Origin of the sequence: Moritella sp. JT01, from assembly GCF_001574435.1 — a bacterium.
In the GTDB taxonomy this organism is placed as follows: domain Bacteria; phylum Pseudomonadota; class Gammaproteobacteria; order Enterobacterales; family Moritellaceae; genus Moritella.
This window is the reverse complement of the sequence record NZ_LOCN01000007.1, coordinates 583,067-603,658: the sequence shown is the minus strand read 5'-3', so window position 1 is coordinate 603,658 and position 20,592 is coordinate 583,067. Positions and strand designations below refer to the sequence as shown.

At 37.8% G+C, this 20,592-nt stretch carries 17 protein-coding genes and 1 pseudogene; 11 read left to right on the top strand and 7 right to left on the bottom strand.

Going from position 1 to position 20,592, the window contains the following annotated elements; genetic code table 11:
- Positions 1–243 precede the first annotated feature (243 nt).
- The 3 genes and pseudogenes from AKG98_RS09255 (at position 244) to AKG98_RS09245 (ending at position 1,957) form a co-directional block, all read left to right on the top strand.
- Positions 244–663 carry a hypothetical protein gene (locus AKG98_RS09255; RefSeq protein WP_067044648.1) on the top strand — a complete coding sequence of 140 codons (420 nt, stop codon included), beginning with the start codon at positions 244–246 and terminating at the stop codon, positions 661–663.
- A 73-nt stretch (positions 664–736) separates the two neighbouring features.
- Positions 737–898 (top strand): annotated as a pseudogene (locus AKG98_RS21885) (IS6 family transposase); the annotation flags it as partial.
- 117 nt (positions 899–1,015) lie between these two features.
- Positions 1,016–1,957, top strand: a complete 942-nt coding sequence (locus AKG98_RS09245; protein ID WP_067044642.1) for a hypothetical protein — start codon at positions 1,016–1,018, stop codon at positions 1,955–1,957.
- Between the two features lie 208 nt (positions 1,958–2,165).
- On the opposite strand, the gene AKG98_RS09240 is transcribed toward AKG98_RS09245, so the two are convergent.
- Entirely contained in the window at positions 2,166–3,335 is a 1,170-nt protein-coding gene (locus AKG98_RS09240) for an FAD-dependent monooxygenase (protein ID WP_067044640.1), read from the bottom strand.
- 176 nt (positions 3,336–3,511) lie between these two features.
- On the opposite strand from AKG98_RS09240, the gene AKG98_RS09235 reads away from it, so the two are divergent.
- Entirely contained in the window at positions 3,512–4,417 is a 906-nt protein-coding gene (locus AKG98_RS09235) for a LysR family transcriptional regulator (protein ID WP_067044637.1), read from the top strand.
- 241 nt (positions 4,418–4,658) lie between these two features.
- Here the strand turns inward: AKG98_RS09235 and AKG98_RS09230 are convergent, their stop codons facing one another.
- The 4 genes from AKG98_RS09230 to AKG98_RS09215 all read right to left on the bottom strand — a co-directional run bounded on the left by AKG98_RS09230 (position 4,659) and on the right by AKG98_RS09215 (position 11,026).
- Positions 4,659–7,667: an Ig-like domain-containing protein gene (locus tag AKG98_RS09230; protein WP_067044634.1), complete on the bottom strand. Its 3,009-nt coding sequence runs from the start codon at positions 7,665–7,667 to the stop codon at positions 4,659–4,661.
- A 790-nt stretch (positions 7,668–8,457) separates the two neighbouring features.
- A complete protein-coding gene (gene cfa / locus AKG98_RS09225) occupies positions 8,458–9,606 on the bottom strand; it encodes a cyclopropane fatty acyl phospholipid synthase (RefSeq protein WP_067044631.1) in 1,149 nt (382 codons plus the stop codon).
- 74 nt (positions 9,607–9,680) lie between these two features.
- Positions 9,681–9,914 carry a GTP-binding protein gene (locus AKG98_RS09220; protein WP_067044628.1) on the bottom strand — a complete coding sequence of 78 codons (234 nt, stop codon included), beginning with the start codon at positions 9,912–9,914 and terminating at the stop codon, positions 9,681–9,683.
- 203 nt (positions 9,915–10,117) lie between these two features.
- Positions 10,118–11,026 (bottom strand): LysR family transcriptional regulator, encoded by a 909-nt coding sequence (locus AKG98_RS09215; protein ID WP_067044626.1) that lies wholly within the window; start codon positions 11,024–11,026, stop codon positions 10,118–10,120.
- Between the two features lie 319 nt (positions 11,027–11,345).
- Here AKG98_RS09215 and AKG98_RS09210 point away from each other — a divergent pair, with 319 nt between their 5' ends.
- Both AKG98_RS09210 and AKG98_RS09205 read left to right on the top strand, forming a co-directional pair.
- Positions 11,346–12,548 (top strand): MFS transporter, encoded by a 1,203-nt coding sequence (locus AKG98_RS09210; protein ID WP_083543925.1) that lies wholly within the window; start codon positions 11,346–11,348, stop codon positions 12,546–12,548.
- Entirely contained in the window at positions 12,545–13,009 is a 465-nt protein-coding gene (locus AKG98_RS09205; protein WP_067044623.1) for a chorismate lyase, read from the top strand. The genes AKG98_RS09210 and AKG98_RS09205 overlap by 4 nt, the downstream gene beginning before the upstream one ends.
- Positions 13,010–13,079: 70 nt before the next feature.
- Here the strand turns inward: AKG98_RS09205 and AKG98_RS09200 are convergent, their stop codons facing one another.
- Positions 13,080–13,367: a DUF3622 domain-containing protein gene (locus tag AKG98_RS09200; RefSeq protein ID WP_067044620.1), complete on the bottom strand. Its 288-nt coding sequence runs from the start codon at positions 13,365–13,367 to the stop codon at positions 13,080–13,082.
- Positions 13,368–13,716: 349 nt separating this feature from the next.
- Here AKG98_RS09200 and AKG98_RS09195 point away from each other — a divergent pair, with 349 nt between their 5' ends.
- The 4 genes from AKG98_RS09195 to AKG98_RS09180 all read left to right on the top strand — a co-directional run bounded on the left by AKG98_RS09195 (position 13,717) and on the right by AKG98_RS09180 (position 17,803).
- Positions 13,717–14,181, top strand: coding sequence for a hypothetical protein (locus AKG98_RS09195; RefSeq protein WP_067044617.1), 465 nt, complete (start codon positions 13,717–13,719; stop codon positions 14,179–14,181).
- 159 nt (positions 14,182–14,340) lie between these two features.
- Positions 14,341–16,428 carry a protein-disulfide reductase DsbD gene (locus AKG98_RS09190; RefSeq protein ID WP_198155467.1) on the top strand — a complete coding sequence of 696 codons (2,088 nt, stop codon included), beginning with the start codon at positions 14,341–14,343 and terminating at the stop codon, positions 16,426–16,428.
- A gap of 78 nt (positions 16,429–16,506) precedes the next feature.
- Positions 16,507–17,268 (top strand): DsbA family protein, encoded by a 762-nt coding sequence (locus tag AKG98_RS09185; protein WP_067044612.1) that lies wholly within the window; start codon positions 16,507–16,509, stop codon positions 17,266–17,268.
- A gap of 37 nt (positions 17,269–17,305) precedes the next feature.
- Positions 17,306–17,803 carry a protein disulfide oxidoreductase gene (locus tag AKG98_RS09180; protein ID WP_067044609.1) on the top strand — a complete coding sequence of 166 codons (498 nt, stop codon included), beginning with the start codon at positions 17,306–17,308 and terminating at the stop codon, positions 17,801–17,803.
- A 148-nt stretch (positions 17,804–17,951) separates the two neighbouring features.
- Here AKG98_RS09180 and AKG98_RS09175 read toward each other — a convergent pair whose 3' ends face one another.
- Positions 17,952–19,127: a hypothetical protein gene (locus tag AKG98_RS09175; RefSeq protein ID WP_067044606.1), complete on the bottom strand. Its 1,176-nt coding sequence runs from the start codon at positions 19,125–19,127 to the stop codon at positions 17,952–17,954.
- Positions 19,128–19,144: 17 nt separating this feature from the next.
- Between AKG98_RS09175 and AKG98_RS09170 the strand changes: the two genes are divergently transcribed.
- A complete protein-coding gene (locus tag AKG98_RS09170; RefSeq protein ID WP_228140265.1) occupies positions 19,145–20,572 on the top strand; it encodes a hypothetical protein in 1,428 nt (475 codons plus the stop codon).
- Positions 20,573–20,592: the final 20 nt, after the last annotated feature.

Genomic DNA, 20,592 nt, shown 5'->3' with positions numbered 1-20,592 from the left:
GTAAACGTAAATACACACTCTACTTAGTTAAATATAATATGAGATCTAAATCTAGAATATTTGTGCGTTTTTAATAAATTATTTAAGTTACATGCATTCCATTAATCCCTATCTGATTTAAACTTGCGTCTCACTTTTGCACCCCTTAGGTGGTATTCTTTTGCAAGTTTGTATTTTACATGATTTAATTAATTTCGAACTAAGATATTTAATTATAAAGACGTTTTAATAAAAGGACAAAAAATGAAATTTACAATTCCACTATTACTATCAGCGGCTGTATTGTTACCTAGCATTAGTGTTGCAGCCAACAATGCTATTACCCCCCCAACTTTAACAGGCATGTCGGCCACGGAAGTTCCGATCACTTTCCCGGAAGAAAAATTACCAATTGCGATTGTCGGTGGTTATCAAATTGAAAATTCTATTTTGACAGCAAGAACTTACAGCTGTGGTATTAACGTCAGTGATCTTGAAATTGAAGCTAAATTGAGATGGGATGGTGCTACACCTAAAATTTTGCTTGTAGGAATGAACCTTATTATGTGTCGTTCTGGGGTTACCAGCCCATTTTCAGTTGACCTATCAGAGTTTATTACCAACGTACCTGTACATGTTTTAGATAGGCTTGAAGTCGCGAATAACGTAAGTCTTGGCCTGTGAGCGATTGTGTCGAAAAATTGACTAGGTAAATCAAAATATTGATAATTTTCAACATTCGAAGAGGCATTATAATATGAAAATCAATTTTTCAGGACGACATTATCCATCATAATGGCGCTGCGTTATTATCTTGCTTATAAACTCAGTTATCGTGAAATAGAAGAAATATTTGCTGAGCGAAACATGCATTTTGACCACCCAACGATTAAATCGTTGGGTAATAGAATATGTACCATGGGAACTGCTTTATTCTCTCGTAGCATAATTGTATCTGAGAAACAGTATGTTATTAATTTTAAACAACTAAATTTTAGTTTCCGACACAACCACAATTATATAAAGGAAATTATTCATGAATTTAAATAAAACACTTATTGCCATTGCCATTGCCATTGTATTTACTTTTAATGCATATGCTTATGATAACTATTCACTTTTTTCTGACGGAATCGATCAGAATTTGGTTACGGCAAATTCAAGCCGTTTGGTTAAATTAACCAAAGGGGATGAAGTAAAGGCGGCTTATATTTATGATGATAATGGTCGTATTACTCAACGTGATTATACAGACAGTACATTTGATTATACGTATAACTCAGACAGTACTATAAAATCAGCCCGTGCGTTGATGAAGCGAAACCCTAATAGTTTTATAAGACATACCAAAGAAAACTTTATCTCTGAGTATATGTACGATAATGAAGGTAAAGTGATTCGTGAAGATAAGAGGGTTTTTAATGATTTAGATACTAACTTTGAGGGGGTGCCTAAAGCTACTTATCAAATTATGTATTTGTATGACAATACTGGACAATTGATAACGCGTAACCAAGTTTTACAAAGTGGTGAATTAGGTGTGAATCTCAAGGTAAATTATACCTATTATGATAATGGCCGTCTGAAAGACATTCAGGAAATAAAAGCCTCGTTAGAGTCCCATAAGAACACTCTACTGTTGAAATATTACGAAAATGGAGAGATAAAACAAGCCATTCAAACAATATTCGGTAGCGGGATTAAGACATTTGATATCGAGTATGTTAATGATTTTTATATGATTTATGGCGTGTATTATGTCGATCCGCTTAAAGAGTGGAAAGTCGATATGGACTTTTTTGGACTTTCATTTCATCCAATTAAGAAATTAACTGAGACAGTTGGTGATAAGATAAAAAGTTATGATTATACCTATCAAAATGATGATAGTGATTTTCTGGCAGATAGCCTATCGTTGGAATTTTTGTCAGGAGATTTCAAACTAAATGGTGAGTATAAAATGATTAATCAGCCATAATTTGAAAAAAAATCGCGATCATAAAATTAGAGTGTTAAGTGGCGTTGGTTTTTGGGTTAATACTTTGCGGCGTCACCAAATTGTCCGGTACAGCCGCTTGTTAGTCATTTACTGCTTTATCACTACCCATGTATCAGCAGCATCATCAACACATCTAGTTTTAAGTGAACGAATAATATTTGGATTAACTAACCGAAAATTGACAGTGCTAGACGCCGATAGGTAAGCCGTTAGTCCAGAGTTTAGCGATACCAATAACAGTATTTTTATGATCCATATTTTTACTCGCTAAATTCCTCTGTTCACAAAATGCTTTATCTTGGTTGAAAATGGATGAGGCAACTTGGCGACCACCCATTGTAATTTTTGACGTTTTAACCGCTCTTAACTCGGTAAATTGCTTAAATACCTTAGATATATCATTCACATTTTCTTTTAAACAATGAACAAAGTGCCATGCATCTTCCAGCGCCTGACAAGCTCCTTGACCAGAAGTGGGTAAAGCAGAATGCGCAGCATCACCGAGTAATATGACATTATTTTTATGCCAGATTTTTATTGGGTTATGATCATGAACATAAATTTTATTAATTCGGGATAAAGGTGTTTCATTGATTATCTTATTAATAGGATCTGGCCAACTAGCAAACAGCGAACGGAGTTCGGATTTATACAAGTCAGGGTTTACCTCTTCTATATTTTGAGATGCGACACATCCAGCCCAATAAGCTTTTGTTTTTGATACTGGTACTATTCCGAAACGTTCTCCAACTCCCCAGTAATCTGAAACCGAAAGGTCAGTGAAAATATCATCTTTACACTCAAATACACCAATCCAATTAACAACACCCTGATAAACAGGATCGTTATTACTATTTACATACTGTCTAGTAAATGAATTCATACTGCCATCAGCGCCAATAATGATATCTGGTTCGATATTTTTACCATTGGTAAATTGCACACAAACTTTGTTGTTATCGTTATTCGAAAGTGAAGTTACATCATGTTGATAATGTATATTGATACCTAGTTCAAGAGCCCGTTGGGTCAGTATAGCCATCAAATCTTTACGAATAACAGAATAGCTAGGATACGCGATTAATTGATTTAGTTGAGTTATGTCTAATGAGCCTAGTGGTTCGCCATGACTAGAAAAACGGTGCATATAGTTGAGCGAACCAGACACTTTGGCCACCTGGCTTAACACTCCAAGTTGGTCTAAAACAAATGAAGCATTCGGCCAGCATACAATACCGGCACCAATTTCGCTTGGTCGACTATGTCGTTCATAGACATCTGCCTCAAAGCCTTCTAGTTTCAATGCAATCGCAGTACTTAACCCGCCAATACCACCGCCTAATATACCTATTTTCATAAATGAGTCCTTTTCTAATAATGTAGGGAAAACGTGCATTCCAGCTAATGTTGAGTCTTGTCAGTTATCTCTTTTTGAGCTGAATCGTTATTAATAACAAACAATATAATTCATATCATTTATGATTGTTAGGTGGTATAAATTGGACTTATTGATATCAATAACGGGATAGTATAATGGATAACATTGATTTCACTTCGCTCCGGATATTTTCTTCTGTTGCAGAGAAAGGCAGCTTTATCGGTGCAGCAAAGGCATTACAAATGCCATCTTCAAACGTGAGCCGTACTATTTCTCAATTGGAAGCTAAACTACAAGTCCGCTTAATTGAACGCAGTACACGACATATGAGGTTAACCGAATCAGGTGCGCTACTTTATTCTCGGTCTGGTGCATTACTCGACGCCTTAGCGCAACTCGAATCTGACATCACATCCAATAAAACGCAACTTAAAGGCCCGCTAAGGCTCTGTATTCCGAGTGAAATGGGCCCCAAATTATTGGGGGATTCTATTATTGATTTTTCATTAAAATATCCTGAAATCAGTATTAACTGTACGACGAACTTAGCCGGATTTGAGTCCTTAATTGAGGATATCGATATTGCAATTATTGTAACTAGGGGGGATCTACCAGACAGTGATTATATTGCACAAAAACTAGCTGAGTTCCCATGTTGCATTGTGGCAGCACCCAAAGTCATTAAGCAATGGGGTAAACCCAGTAACATCAGTGATTTTAGTGCATTACCTTGCATCACCACTGCAACTGCACTCCAAGGGAAAGCTTGGCAATTTATTAAAGACAATGGGGAGTTTCATCATATAAGCGTGTCTAGTAACTTTAAAGTGAACAGCGGCGAAATGGCTTTTAAGGCAGCCTTATCGGGGGTTGGCTTTGCTATCCTTTCTCGTCATGCTTGTGATGAACATATAAAAGATGGCAGTCTCATTGAATTAAATTTTGCATCCAAGGCCGCACCGTTAAACCTATACGCAGTATACTCTCATCGAGTATTTCGCCCTGAAAAGTTCAGGGTATTTATTGATTTTTTAAAAGCCGATTTAGCTCAATTCAAATGACGTTAACTTTCGGGTTTCCCATTAACTCTTTACCAGCTTAGCTCATAGGCAGCATTTGTTTGTCTAATAGAGAACACCGAAAAGCTATCGACTATAGAATCCGATGAAGAAATTCGTTAGGATTCTGTTTTACTGAATTGATGGCCTTATTAATTAAATTATGCGCATAAAAATGCCGCTCATTTTAATTGAGCGGCATGACATACATTAACTTTTATCTATGTTGATTAATGACGACGACTTAGTTTATTGAGACGCAGCTGACATATCCTAAGATATCATTTGGGCGGTTTTTCTTGACCGGATGATCATTTTCTCTGTTCAAATCCACCATGGTATTAGTATCGGTCGAGTTGGAAAAATAATCACTATCTTTTAGTGTCTTATCGGATGATGGGGCCGATCTCAACGCTAGCAATTCTTTAACCGATGCGAGTTTCCAATTATGGCGACCGTCGAGCCCTGCATTCGATAGGTTTTCGCAGAATTGTGTAGCAGACCTATCCTTAGAATTAAAGTGTTTAAATTGTGGATGGCTACCTTGTCCCTCATAAATGATATGATCGGATTCGGCTCTTAGACGTCCTATATTCGCTTTGTTTAAAGGGTTAAAATCCATCATACGCAATAGCGCTTTCGAAGGTGTTAAGCTAAAGACAGCACTGCCAGTATTTGAGGTGATACTTACGACACTTGGTTTTTCAACGATAACATTGATGTTGCTAATAAAGAAATTTGCGGTATTTTGAATATCACCTAATTTAGCAGAAATAGTCGTATTAGACGAGGCGCTATCGTCTTGCGTACGAGCAAGAGCAATACCATTCTTGTCAACCGTTATTACCTCCGATTTACTGCTCCACTCTACTTGATCACTAATGTTATTACTTGTGTCGTCAGTGTATATACCCGTTGCACCAAGCTTCATATCAGTACCGTAAATTAGATCAAAGGAAGTAGCATTAATCTGGATAGCTTTTAGCGCTTTAGGACCCACCTGAATATACATAGAATACTTTATTGATGAGTCAGTTTTATCGCTCACTGTAACTTCGGTGCTGCCTTCTTTCATCGCTTTGATTTCACCATCCGAAATGAAAGTCACGATTGAGTTATCAGCAGTGTTCCAATTAAACTTGTTTACATCTATAGAAATCTCGTTGTCTAAACTATCTATACCAATGCCCGATAATGTATATGTTTGACCGAGAGGAATATCGTCTTGTACCTGATTTAGTTTAATCGTTTCTAATTTGGCATTGCTAATCGTAAGGCTAGCGCTCTTTGTAAACGTACCGAATGTTGCGCGAATGGTTACCTTACCAGCATGTTTGGTATTGAGCGTATTACCTGTAAAAAATGCTTTTTGAATATCAGAACTATGCCATTTAACTAGATCAGTGACCTCGAGTTCTTTGTTGTCAGTGTATGTCGAAAAAGCGTGATATTTGACAGAATATCCTGCAATAGTAGTCTTTTTTTCTTGGGTAATACGTAAAGACTGAGCTTCAGCATCCGTGACTATAACATCAAAATGTTGACTCTCTAAGCCATCTAAACTACACCATACTTGGGTGGTACCTGGTAACTTACCGACTAATGATTGCTTATCAACAGAAACGATGGCAGGATCCTGACTATGCCAAGTAACGTTCGATGTAACCGGATGAATAATACTTTCACCAGCATCATCATTATCATATTCATAAGTCCCGTAAACATCGAGTTTAAGGTTTAGGCCACTCGCGACTGGTAATTTAGGTCCCAGATCGACCATTAATTTTGTTAGCTTAGCCTTTGTTACCGTCATGGTAATCGGGTCACTGAATATCTCGCCTCTAGATGCGGTAATTGTCGCGATACCAGGATGCATTCCGATGATTTTTGCGTCCCTATAGTTAAGTCTCACATTGTGATTGTCCCTCTCTGTTCTGAGTAACGAATCGTTTGTTAAATCTTTTTTGGTACCATTATCATATTGACCTATGACTGTATAACTTGTCATCTGGTTTGGGACTATATTAGGTGTATCTACTGTTAGAGATAGTGTTTGTAATCTTGCTTTTATTACCGTAATGAGGATCGATTCACTTTTTACGTTACCGACTTGTGCCCAAACGTGTACACTACCCTGTCCAATCGCAGTAGCCTTTCCTTGAACAACGGTTAAAATACGAGAGGCGTCTAGCTGGTCTGTGCTTTTTACAAACCACTTGGCTTTACCTGTGAAGGACAGTTGTTTCTTATTGGTAAATTCACCAGTAATCTTAATCTGAGTGTTTAGGCCGTTAATGATGGTTTCATCTGCACTGATCACTAATGTTGTTAATTTTTCTGCGGTAATGACCACAGTAATAGATGGTGATTCTATAGATAAATATTCAGCATGCAAACGAGTGCGACCTTCTTTGAGGGCAACTAGCTTTCCCTGTTTATCGAGATAAGCGATGCTTTCATCATCAATAACCAATTTCGCTGCGTTGCTCAGATCCTTAAATTCTTTGTTACTATAAAACCCTTTGACTATAAGTGTTTTCGTTAAGCCTTTCGGTAAGTTTATTTCATTAGATTTGACTTCAACTTCAAGTTCGCGTAGTTCTGCAGGTTTTACCACTAATTCTATGCTTGAAATTAAACCACGATAAGATGCTGTTAGGTTTGCACTGCCTGCTTGGGTTGCGACTAACTGACCTTCGCTATCAACCTTAATCCCATCCGAAGTTTCCCAAACGATATCATCAGTGACTCTACTCGCGCTGTTATCAGATAATTTTGCGGTTAATGATATATCTTGTTTTTGACCGAGGAGCATCTCATGTTCTTTCAGGTCAATATTAATTGATAAAGGAACTGCATCTGTGATTTCCAGCCTTATTTCTTGGCTGAACACATTGCCTTTTGAGGCTGTGATCATTACAAGCCCGGACTTAAGTCCTTCGACTTTACCATTTGTAATAACTGCAAGTGCTTCATTATCGACTTGCCAAGTTACGTCATCAGTTATGACCTGTGTAGCACCATCGCTATAATAACCGACGGCATCATATGACTGGGTAAGCCCTACTGCAATAGCTGGTTTAAGGAGGCCAAATGTCGTCGCTTGCTTAATATTGACCTGAATTGATGTCAGTGTTTTTTTATCTGAAGGCTTTGGTGCTTCGCCAGTACCATCGCTGCTACCGCCGCCACCACATGCTGTTAATATACCTAATGTACAAAAGAGTAATAACCAAGACGTAAAACGTATCATTTTCTAACCTTTTTCGGAATAAAGTAATATATATAGAAATGTTAAATAACTTAGTCCGTCCTGGAAGTAATGCTTACTGCTTTTTAGCTAATAATTGCATGTAAGTTTTTAATCTATTTCTGCAAAACAACATACTAAAAAGTGTTTAGTATGTTGCGGTGTGTCGACATCTTAACTTTTCGACGACACTAATTTGAGGCGGGATATTATCACAAAAAATTTAGATGACACCTTGATTTACGTATCTTTACGCATCTAAGTTTAACCAATTAAGTTGTTAAATATCAACAACTTGTGATTTTAAACTGGAGTTGTACCACTAACGAGTAGGCTGATGAAAATAGAGGTTTTGATAGCAATAAGGATATGATTTAAATTCAAATGTCTGATATTTACTCTATCTGATATTGTGTTTTTTGCGTTAAAAAAATGATAGCCATTGGTGAATGAATTATTAAATATACAGGCCTCTGATTATGGTATGACCAATTCGCCCACAATCTCCGTCAGAGAATTGCATCGATAATCATCACCCAGCGTTGTTTTCATTTTGTACCATCCAATAACAATTTTTGCTGCCAAAGGTAATGCACTTTGACAACTTATCTCATTATTGGATGAACCAAGATACGGGGACGAGTGCCCAGTAAGCAAACTGTTTGGATTTGACTGGTAGCAGGAGTTTTTCAAACGCAGATAGCGACTCGTCGCTACACCTCATGAAATTTCCGGAATGTTTTTAACATAACCTAATGCACCTTCAACTTCAGTTGCGACTTCGTTAATATAGTTATGATACTCGACGTGTTTCTGGAATTTCAGTACCCAATTTTGTCAACATAATTTGCCATACATTTAGATCTCGACAACGAAATGCACCTGCACAACTTAGAAGATAATATTTCCACATTAGATAAAATTTTTCACTATAATTACTTGCAATATTTGTCCAATTATTTTCAAAATTTTCGTACCAAGCCATTAATGTTTTATCATAGTCTGGACCAATATTATGCACACCTTCAATGTTTAACTTGTTCTCAATAGCGCCTGATATTTGAGTCATAGAAGGAATAACGCCATTAGGGAAAATATATTTTTGGATCCAAGGATCACTTTCATTAATTGTTCTCGAAACTGAACCACCTATAGTATGGCAAAGGAAAATAGCATCATCTTTCATAAATCTTTTTGCACATTCAAAATATTCATTGTAATTTTTAGGTCCAACGTGCTCTAACATCCCAATAGATACTACACGGTCATAGGTTTCAGAGGGGTGGTAATCACGATAGTCTTGTAAAACAAAAGTAACATCTAGCCCTTGAGCATTAACCCTATCTCGACCTAATTTTGTTTGTTCTTTAGATAAGGTTAAACCATCACAAATAACACCGTAGTGCTCAGCTGCATATATCATAAAACTGCCCCAACCACAGCCGATATCTAGCACTCGCATACCTTTTTTTAGATCTAGTTTTCGACATACCAAGTCTAATTTAGCTTCTTGTGCCTCGTCGATATTACTTGAATCTTTCCAATAAGCACAAGTGTAAGTCATTCTTTTATCTAGCATATTCTCAAATAAATCATTTCCTGTATCATAATGAGATGAGACATCTTCTTTTGAACGTTCAATCGTTTGAGGATTAAAAAATTTACGTAATTTATTCTTACCGACTTCAACGCCAATACGAAGCTTTAATAAGCCATCTAGTTTTGACTCTATATCCGTGCGTAAAATTTTACTCATTAATTCTGATATATCATCACATTTCCATTTCCCGTCCATGTAACCTTCACCAAAAGCGATAGAACCTTCAGTTAGTAAATTAGTATAAAGCTCTTCATCATGAACTTGGATATCCCATGGACGATTACCATTAATCTGAATATCAGCTTTTAATAAAATTGATTGGAATAAATCTTTATTAGACATAGCAACTCTCTTGAATTTAATAAGAAATTAAATAGATATAATTTAAGGCTCTAAAAAAAAGGGGGGGGGCGATATCAACCGTTCAGCCCAAGCGTATCAATAATATTAATTCGGGGCCCGTTCCAGTTAATGTCTGTTACTTTGGAAAGTATTGTTATGTCTCTTTCCTGTTCATTGCAGTCTATTACTAGATGTTGAGAGCTTTCTCTGCGCGATAATGCATCCGATTGTCGTAATAGTTGATCGACTAAAGAGGTTTTTCCATGAGCGACAATGGCAATATTTCGAATGTTTTTAGTTTCTAACACTTGTCTTTCCTACATCGATTTGAAATCGTAAATAGTAATAAACATTGCAAAATATTGTTATCAACAAAAGGACAAATAACATCATTTTAAGGACTATTTATTTATTTTCTCTTATCGACTCACTGTCGTAACTTTTATCTGCAATGACAAATTTGCTTTGTGGCTACTTATCTATAAGCTCATTGCAATTTATTCTGGTACGGTTAATCATCGGTTAGGTAGTTTGTGGTTATTTCGTTCATAAAAGAAAGCATTGTTTTTAATCGAGGTGATGAACTTTTTTTACTGGCATAGACGGCATAAATCGTCACATTTGGGCTGACCTTTATTTCGGGTGCAATTCTGATAAGTTTCTTTTCTTTCACTAATTTACGACAATAAATATCAGGTAATAGGGATATTCCTGCACCTGCTACGACCGAGTCGCGTACCATCAGTACATCTTCGAGTTGGTTTGCCATAGGGAAGGTCACTGGATATTCATTTCCATCGGGTGCGAATAAACAAAAATTAGCAGGATAATTTTCTTGGCTATGATAATAACGCACATGTTTTTGTATTTCTAACCAACTGGAGTTGATCAACTCTGGATAAGCAGATAAATAGGCAGGGGAACTCATCCAGCAAAGCTCAATATCTGCGAGATGTTGAGCATAAAATCCCGAAGGAGCCAATGGACCAAGTTGGATCGCTAAGTCTAACTTGTCTTCATACAAATTCAAGATTCGAGTTGTACTTTTCATGTTTAAGCGAATGTCTGGAAAACGCGTAACAAAGTCATTTAAATGTGGTGCCATGACTTCTCGTGAAAATGCCAAGGTGACCGCGATATTTAATTCTCCTGCAAGCCCTTTTTGGCAGAGTTCATCACCAGCAAGGTTAACCTGTTCGAGTAATGGTTTTAGTTGCTGATACAGTTGCGCTCCATCAGAAGTCAGACGAAGATAACGATTGTTACGTTCTAGGAGCTTTACATTAAGCCGCTCTTCTAAGCGAGCTATTGCACGACTAATACTTGATTTTTGTATGTTTAATCGTACAGCTGCTTTTGAAAAACTGTTGCTTTCAGCTACGGCAATAAATAAAGGTAAGTCATTCAAATTCCAATTCATAGCTATCCTAAATGTAATACATAAATCAGAAAAATATTATACGAGTATAGAATATTTTTTATCATAAATAACCATTCATAAGATATTGAGTTTTCGCTCACCTACCTATTAATCCCGAGTTTATTTTAACTATTTTATTCCATTAAGCAACGTTGAAAATAAGCAACGCAGTGTTGCTTTATTGAGACTATTACGGTGATGACGAAACTCATATACTGCATGAAAGAGAGATACCTACCAATATAAAATTAAACAATGATATTAAATAAATTAGATTTATCTCTCTGATTATTCTGATTTCAATATAAAGAGAGAATCAATGCCTACGTATAAATCGAATACCTTAATGAAAATTTGTTTATTATTGGGGAGTAGCTTACTTGTCATGGGGAACGCTGCGATAGGCCCTTCATTGACACAGATTAATCAGGTGTTTAATGACCCGTTCTATGTGTCATTACTCATGACATTACCTGCAATCGGGGTGGTATTATCGGCGCCATTTGTTGACAAGCTAATGAGGCTCGTCGGAGAGAAAAACGCGTTACTTGTTGGACTATTTATTTATGGGGCCGCTGGTAGTAGTGGTCTATGGCTTAACTCAATCTATGCGCTATTATACTTTCGTTTGTTATTTGGTGTTGGTATTGCGATATGCATGACTGTCATCAATCATATTATAGGAAGTGCATTTCAAGGTAAATCGCGTACAGACTTTATCTCTTTCCAATCAATCGCAGTTAATCTGGGGGGAGTTGTGTTTGTGCTCTTAAGCGGTAGCTTAGCAGAATATAATTGGCGTTTTCCATTTTCCCTATATTTACTGTCCTTTGTCATTTTAATTATGTCGGCAAAGGCGATTACTATACCCACACATAGGGATGATGAGATAAAAAAACGTTTAACACTATCTGATATTAAAGGGGTCTTTCCTTCCTATGTAATGGGCTTAATTGGTATGCTTTTTTACTATATGATCCTTATTAATTTACCTTTTACACTAGTGTCATCGTTATCTTTAACAAGTAGTATGATCGGCATAGTTATGGCCGGTATGAGCGTAATTTCAGTGATTGTCGCTTATTTATTTAGGCATATGTTGTCAACGTTGGGTGAGCGATGGTTATTGGTTATTTGCTTCAGTTGTTATGCAATTGCATTAACTTTTCTTGCACTAACTCAATTCGAATGGCGGGCTTATGTCACGATTGTATTTTCAGGAATAGGTTTTGGATTATTACTACCAACGTTAAGCCATATGATCATGTCGTTAAGTACTGCGGTACTGCGTGCTCGTTTAATGAGTGGGTTTGTGATGTCTTACTTCTTGGGGCAGGCGCTTAGTGCATTTGTTTTACAGCTAAATATGTTACTACCAGAAGGGCTCGTTTTTCTTATCTTTGCCATGATTGCGGCTATTACGGCATGCTTGTGCGCTCGTTTTCTCGATATAAAAGAGCCAAAAGAGGAGACGTTAAAGGTAAAAGAGAATGACGTCTGCTTTGAGAAGGACTTCTCATGAAATTAGTACCTGTTGTTAACTTAGTGCCTCATTATATGAATGATCCAGGGTCTCTGACCAAGCGACTTAAAGCTCGGTGTGACAATTTCCATATTATTGAGCAAGAAAAAGGTAAGTTGGATCCGAGTACGTTTTTTCGTCAAACTATATTGATGAACAACCAGTCTAGTTTAATATTAGCGCGATCGTCTTTAATGTCAGAGGACTCTGTGATAGTGAATAAATTTTGTGAGCTTGGAGATAAATCTTTGGGTGAACAATTATTATTTGCAGAGCAGAACGTAAAGCGTAGTGAGTATTCTTTTTTCCAAGTTAGTCAGCTTGATCGTGACATGATAAATCTAGATAGAACGGAAATAGTGTATGCAAGACGTTCTTATTTTAGATGGCAGAGCAACCAGCTATCATTGCTTGAAATATTCTTACCTGATGCACATGATATATTGAGAGGGGAACGCTAGTATTGAGTGACCATCGCTAATTAAGCGTAATTAGCGATGGTAGTAAGGCGTTGCTTATATCTGGGGGATATTAAGCGTCGTCTTTTTCTGATTCGTCAGACTCTTCAACACTCTCTTCTGTATTCTCTTCAACGCTTTCTGCAACGAGGCGAATACGACGTGCGTTACGTTCGATTTGGTTTTGTAAGAAACCTTTTAATTCAGTTTCAGCCCAAATTTGTGCTTCTGCTTCTGAAGCAAAACCTGCTTGGCTTTTTGATACAACTGTTTTTTTAGATGTGATTTTTCTCACGATCTCAGCAGTCCAAGAACCGTCTACTAGTACCAAATTAAAATCGTACTTTTTACCTTTTGCCATGTGTCTATTTCCTAGCGATTATTCAGTGTGATGATATCCCCAAACTACTTTTGGATGCTTTATCAGAGACTAGCTTGGATATCTTATTTGTGCTTTTTCATTCTACTTAATCATCGCGATACGTTTTGTTATCAACACTGGATAAAGAGAAATGAATTAGAAGGCGGGATTCTAGGCTAAAATGACAAAAACACCAGCAGTTAATGAAATTCATCGCAACATTTTATTGTATTACGTCGATTTTCAGCTGAATTTGCGTAAAGAAGGGTAATTTTAATTAGCCTTACTTGTTATATTTCATGATTGTCGGTAAAAAGAAGTCCTATGATTAATGACAACGTAAGAATGTATGCGCATCACTAAACCAACAAACAACGCAAATATAAGCCTGCTGTTAATAGTAGCGTTTTTGATTGTTTGTATGGTTAACAATGCTTATTCATTTAATCAGCCTGTGTTAAGCAGTGCTCAATTAGACAATGCTCAATTAGACAATGCTCAATTAGACAATACTCAGTTAAATAGCCAGACTCGTGCTAATGAAAGTGTGAATTATAGTGCTAACTTAAGCACAGTCGCGAACACTGAACTTACAGATGCCAGTTATCTTGATAACAGTGGCGGTGTCTGTAAACTGACTGAGAAATTATTACAAAAAGCCAGTACGCATATGGACGAGCTAGTCATGGTCATTTTAATGATCATCCTATTTAGCCATTACTTTACGCGTCAGCCACTCAACTTTACTTATCTAGCAAATACATTTGTCCCTTCTCGACGCCGTCACCTTATTTTGTGTAAATTCGAAGAGTAATATATCGTAATATACCTCTGCGATAGCTTAAAATACAAAATTTAATCACCGTTTTATATTAAATAGTATTTAATTCATCTTTATAGCTCGGGTATATTAAAGAATAATTATTTTTATCGACGCCCCATTAAAAGCAATTGGTATTGAAGCATCAGCAAGATGACTTTAATTACTTTTTGGAGACATAATTTGAAGACAATAAAAACCTTATTTGTGAGTTGTTTGCTGTTTATATCCGCGAGTATTTCTGCACAAACAACAGGCTGGTTACAAGATCCATCACATCCACCAATTCAGTTACGCTTTATGCTGACAGGGCAAGTGGATAAAACCAATAATACAGTGCCCGCTGTACTCGAAGTAAAGCTTGCTGATGACTGGAAAACCTATTGGCGTTCACCGGGTGAAGGCGGTATCGCACCAAGTATTGATTGGCAAGAGTCGACAAATCTTGTTGACAGTGACTGGCAGTGGCCAGTACCAAAACATTTCTCATTGCTTGGGTTAGAGACTTATGGGTATACCGATGCGGTTAGCTTTCCAATGCAGTTACAGTTCGAAGACATGAATAAACCACTGGTATTGGCGGGTAAATTAACCTTATCTTCGTGTACGACTATTTGTGTATTAACGGATTATGACATTAACATGTCGGTTGATATTCAAAATTTGAAAACCGATGCTGACGCGATGTTTTTATATAATAAAAGCATCACTCAAGTACCGAGAAAAGTGGATGATAATAACGCGATTCAATTAGTATGGGATCACGCTAACAGTCAAATACAAGCGACAATATCTGGCTATAACTGGGGCGAAACACCGAGATTATTGATTGATGGAGACTTAGACACGACCTTTAAACTAAAGACGGTAGAAGAGTCAGTTGATCATTTAATTGCGGTCTTTGACGCCAGTAGTTGGTTGGGTGACGTTGAATTAATCGATAAAACGTTAAACTTAACCGTCATCACTTCAGATCAAGCGTTAGAGTTTTCGACGCCTGTTATTGCGGGACAAGTCACTATCGCAGGTCAGTCTCTAATGGGAATAGTACTGTTTGCTTTATTAGGTGGTTTGATCCTCAATATAATGCCGTGTGTATTACCGGTTCTGGGCATGAAATTGAGTACTATTATCGATGCGCCAAGTGTCGAGAAGGGTAAAATAAGGCAACAATTCCTTGCTTCTGCGGCCGGTATCATCGTGTCGTTCTGGTTACTTGCCGTCTTCATCTTTGCATTAAAAGTATCAGGTCAGGCAATAGGTTGGGGTATTCAATTCCAAAGTCCTTGGTTTATTGCGGCCATGGTTGTTATAACCGCAGTGTTCTCATTAAACATGTTAGGCGCATTTGAGTTTAGTTTATCGTCAAACTTACAAACGAAATTAGCCACCGCGGGTGATGATAGTAACCGTGGGCATTTCTTGCAAGGTATGTTCGCTACGCTACTCGCAACGCCTTGTAGTGCGCCATTCTTGGGCACTGCTGTTGCTTATGCGCTGGGTGCTGATACGTTAAGTTTATTTGTCATCTTTACTGCCTTAGCCATTGGTATGGCTCTGCCTTGGTTGTTCGTTGCAACTTTCCCAAGTCTTGTCAGTTTATTACCTAAACCTGGCCGTTGGATGGGGTCGGTGAAAACTGTTTTTGCTGGTTTATTAATGCTGACTTGTTTATGGCTAGTGACCTTGCTGTCTAGTTTCTTACCTACATTTGCTATTTATGGCCTGTTTAGCCTTGTTAGCTTGGTATTTATTGGTTTTATGATAAAACTTAAAGGTAAGCGCGCAGTACTTATTAGCGTTAGTGTTGGTTTGTTACTTGGTAGTGCTGGTATGTTGGCTGCGTCGTTAACGACAAGCAAATGGTCAAACGGTTTGCCGGATGACTTAGTATGGCAGGATCTAGATACTGTGCGCATCGAGCAGCAAGTAAAAGAGGGTAAAACGGTATTTGTGAATATCACTGCTGATTGGTGTATTACGTGTAAGGCCAATAAGATAGGTGTCATATTACAAGATCCTGTGTATAGCAAACTGCAAACGGAAAACGTGGTAACGATGGAAGGTGATTGGACCATTAGATCTGAAAAAGTGACGAATTACTTACAAAATAACGGTCGTTTTGGTGTGCCATTTAATATTGTTTATGGGCCTAAGGCGCCAAACGGTATACCACTGCCTGTCATTTTAAGTGACGATGCTGTGATGAATGCAATTAAGCAAGCAGCGAATAATAATTAATTTTTCCCTGCGTATATGCGTGGGGTATGACGATTCGTAACATAAATACAGAAATAAATTTAATAAATAGGAATAACAATGAAAACGAAATTATTAACACTTTCCACCACTATCTCAGCCGCTATTTTAGCGACGCAAATGGCGTGGGCAGCACCTGAACAAATAGATATGACGGCTGTACAACAAGACAAGTTTAACCAAATGGTGAAAGAAACATTGGTAAACAATCCTGAGATCTTAAAAGAAGCGATTATTGCGCTGCAGGCACATGAAAAGAACAAAATTAAAGTCCAGCAAGCGCAAAATTTAGGTGATAATCACGGGGCCTTGTTTAATAACAAAATGGATCCGTGGATGGGCGCTGAAAACCCAGAGTTAACCATTGCTTACTTTACTGACTTCAACTGTCCTTACTGCAAGAAAATTGAGCCGTTATTAGATCGATTAGTCGAAGAATTTCCAGAAATACGTGTTGTTTATAAGTTGGTACCAATCTTAGGTCCAAGTTCGAAAGAAGCAACTGATTTAGCCTTAACAGTATGGGCAAATGAGCCCGCTAAATTCGCTGAATTACACAAAAAATTAATGTCACGCCCAAGTCGTTTAGACAGTGGTGCTATCGCTAAAGTGGGTAAGATTACCGACACTAATGAATGGTTAGACAATACGGCTGAGAGTGTTGAAACGACAATTAAAGGTAGTATGACGTTGATGCGTGAGTTTGGACTGAGTGGAACACCGGGTCTTATCTTTGCCGATCAAATTATCGGTGGCCTAGTGCCTTACGGGCAGCTTAAGAAGCAAGTGAAACGTGCATTAGAAGCCCAACGTCAGAAGTAGTGTTGATATTAATGTCATTATCAAAGGAAGCAAGTAAATGAAACAACGGCTACTTGGTTGGACTAAGCAATTAGTTATATTTCTATTGTTAGCACTTGTTATTACTGCGGCTGTGGATGTATGGCGTGGGAAAGATTTTCCGAAACATAATATCCCAGTATTAGCAGGGACGACATTGGCCGGAGAACCGATTGATCTTGCGGAGTTAAGTAAAGATCAAGCTGTGGTTGTTTATTTTTGGGCAACGTGGTGTCCTGTGTGTCGTTTTGTTAGCCCTGCGGTTGATACATTATCGGAATTCTATCCGGTGGTGACAGTCGCCTTAAGTTCTGGTGAAGAGATAAGGGTGAAGAAATACTTACGGCATCATGAGTATGATTTTGATGTAGTGAATGATGAAAACTATGACTTGGGTCGTGATTGGAATGTGAAGGTCACCCCAACGATCTTAATTGTGAAAGATGGTGAGGTGAAATGGTTCACCACCGGATTCACTAGTTTGCCTGGGATCTGGTGGCGATTAATGTTGAGCTAAAATTTATCCCAGCTTTCGTTATTTGATAATGCGGCTATCGCCTTGTCATTGGATCGCCTTTTCTGCGCAGTTATTGGCTGTGCAGTGAGTTGCTGTCCATGGTGGTAGTTCGCATTATGACGACGTTGTCGCTGTCCTTGTGGTAACGTTAAGCAGATAACAGCTTAACCCCTTTCAACACCGAGACCGTATAGCCGTATTGATTTTGATAAAATTTAGAAATAAAGCCACTAATATAAATATATGACTTTTCAGTCATGGCTTGGCCGTGATTGAACTGAACAACACGGCCGGTATCATCTTTACCACGTATATCGTAGCGTTTGGTGACGATTTGGTATTTACAGCTATTTATCGTAATACGACAACGTACATAATCACCTAGCTTGCCTTTTAAACGTAATGCCTCACTAATATTGCTACCGTCATTATGTAATGCGAGTTTTTTGTCGGTTGCTAATGGTGATTGATGGCTTAACAAACCTTGGTTATTCACGATATAGTTCGAAATAATTAAAGCGGCTGTTGCCAGTTCATTTTCTGCCAGTACACTTTGTCCACACAGTTGTTTTAACTTGTCGTTTAAGCTGGTGGATTTCATTTGTTTGGTATACAAAATCGCTTTTTCAACAAACTCAAAACTGAGGTCTTTAGGATAAGCGGATTTTTGATAGCGTTGGGCTGCTTTTTTATAAGTTGCGTGATTAAAGTTATGATGAAATTGGATTGCATCCTGTTTACTGACAAAGCCGTGTTGGCGTATTTCATCTTCAACAATCGCTAAATATAAGCGTAGTGGGGCACCGGATGAATACACTTGGCTAAAGACACTGCTTTGCAGTTGCTCGAGATGATTAATTAATGCGGGTAGTTTTTGTAAATAATTAACAAATGGCATTAGTTCGGGCAGGCGTTTTTTTACACAGGCTAGATGTGCACAGTAATCACCTTGTTGCGGATGACTGAAGATAAGACCCTGACTGCGATTAGTCGTGGTATTACAGATACTACAAATACGGGTAAAACTCGGATTTTTTAATAAGTTGATTGGTTGTGCGTATTCATTTATCGCATAGATATTTTTGTTATCAGTGATATCATAATACGCTTCGATAATATATCGCTCGTCACTTTGCTCTAAAAGATCTAATGTAATTTCATAACCTTGAGCAGTCACCAGTTGGTCTGCTTTTTTTACTGTCAGCGCAGATACAGGGTTCACAGTAACAAAGTCTGAAAAAGCAAAGGAATCAAAAGGTGCAAGTAAGTCTTCTATGGTAGACTTTAGATTAGCGTATTGCTCAGTTGTAATTAAATATGGCATTGTGGTGTTAAACAGTTATGAATAGAAAAATGGAGAGCACATATTTTATCGTGCCTGATTATATCGTGCAATCATCATCACTTTCTGATGCTGCATTTCGCTTATTAGTATGGATGTTATGCAAAAAGAATAAAGATCGCATTGCGGATTTTTCGCGTTTCTCATTGCAATCAGACAAACAGCATAGCATTACTGAACTGATTAATAAAAACTATCTTCAGCAAGATAATACTGGTTTGTACATCAACAACGCCATTATGTATGAAGACTTTAAAGAACAAGTTGAAGTGCCTGTATCTGCGCCTGATCCAAGTCTACAATATTTCCAGCAAGTATTTGATTTGGTGGCTGAGTACTCTCAGAAACGCTTGAATTTTAATAACGGTAAATTCCGTGTGCGCTGTGATGAATTTATGCGTCAAGGTTTTACTATCGAGCATATCAAGGTGCTCTGTATTCAACTTAATAGCCGTAATCCTGCCTTTGATTGGTATGAGCTTGATAGCACTGAATTACAACATATTAAAGATGTTTCAGCGGTCAATAGGGTAAATGCCCCAGCCCGTATTCAACCCGTTAATAATCCTGCGTCTGCAGCGCGTCAGCCTTTTCAGCCAACGTTAAGCCGTCAAGGGGTTCGTCATATCCAAAATCAAAGTGGGTTCATGCCGAGCTATCATCAGATTAGGCAAGATCCACAAAAGATGGCGGACATTAAGCAAGTTTATGACTATTGGTTTAGTTCTAAACGCTTACAGATGTCGCAATATATTGCGCCAAAACAAGCGCATTTTGAGAAACTGTATAGTTTGCTAATGTTGCATTCGATTATCGAACTTAAGCGTGCGGTCGATGGTGTTGATCATCGCCGTGACTTGGTGAATAAAGGCCGTAATTTTAATGATATTTTTACTAACTCCGGCAACATTGAGAGCCTGATTAGCTTAGCGGATAGCATGGAAGTGAGCCAAGCTGATTCTCCTGCGTTGCGCATCTTTAATTATTGGCTTGAACGCACACAAACGGCTGTCGGCATTAATTTACGTATGACCGCAGAGCAACGAGATAAGTTACTACTGCGTTTGGAAGTCTTTACTGAAGCCGACCTTAAATTAGCGATTGATGGCTCGCAAGTTGACCCGTATTATCAATCAGTTAACTTTGCTTTTGGATTATTATTTAAAGATGATACTAGCGTGCATAGCCTGATATCGCTCGCATTGAATGGTAAACAAAACTTTAATAGATCAAACTCTAAAGAAGATGATTTAAATGAAGCATTCGCCGTTCTCGGTATTAGCAAACTAACGGTGGGTATAACTCCGAAAAACGGAGGTGTTTCAGTACCACGTAATAGTAATGTTATTGAGCGAATAGAAGATAAGAACTTGCCGCCACACTTCATTGATCCTGGTTTTCAAGATGGATATGATGACGAACAGTAGTATTGATATATGGAATTTAA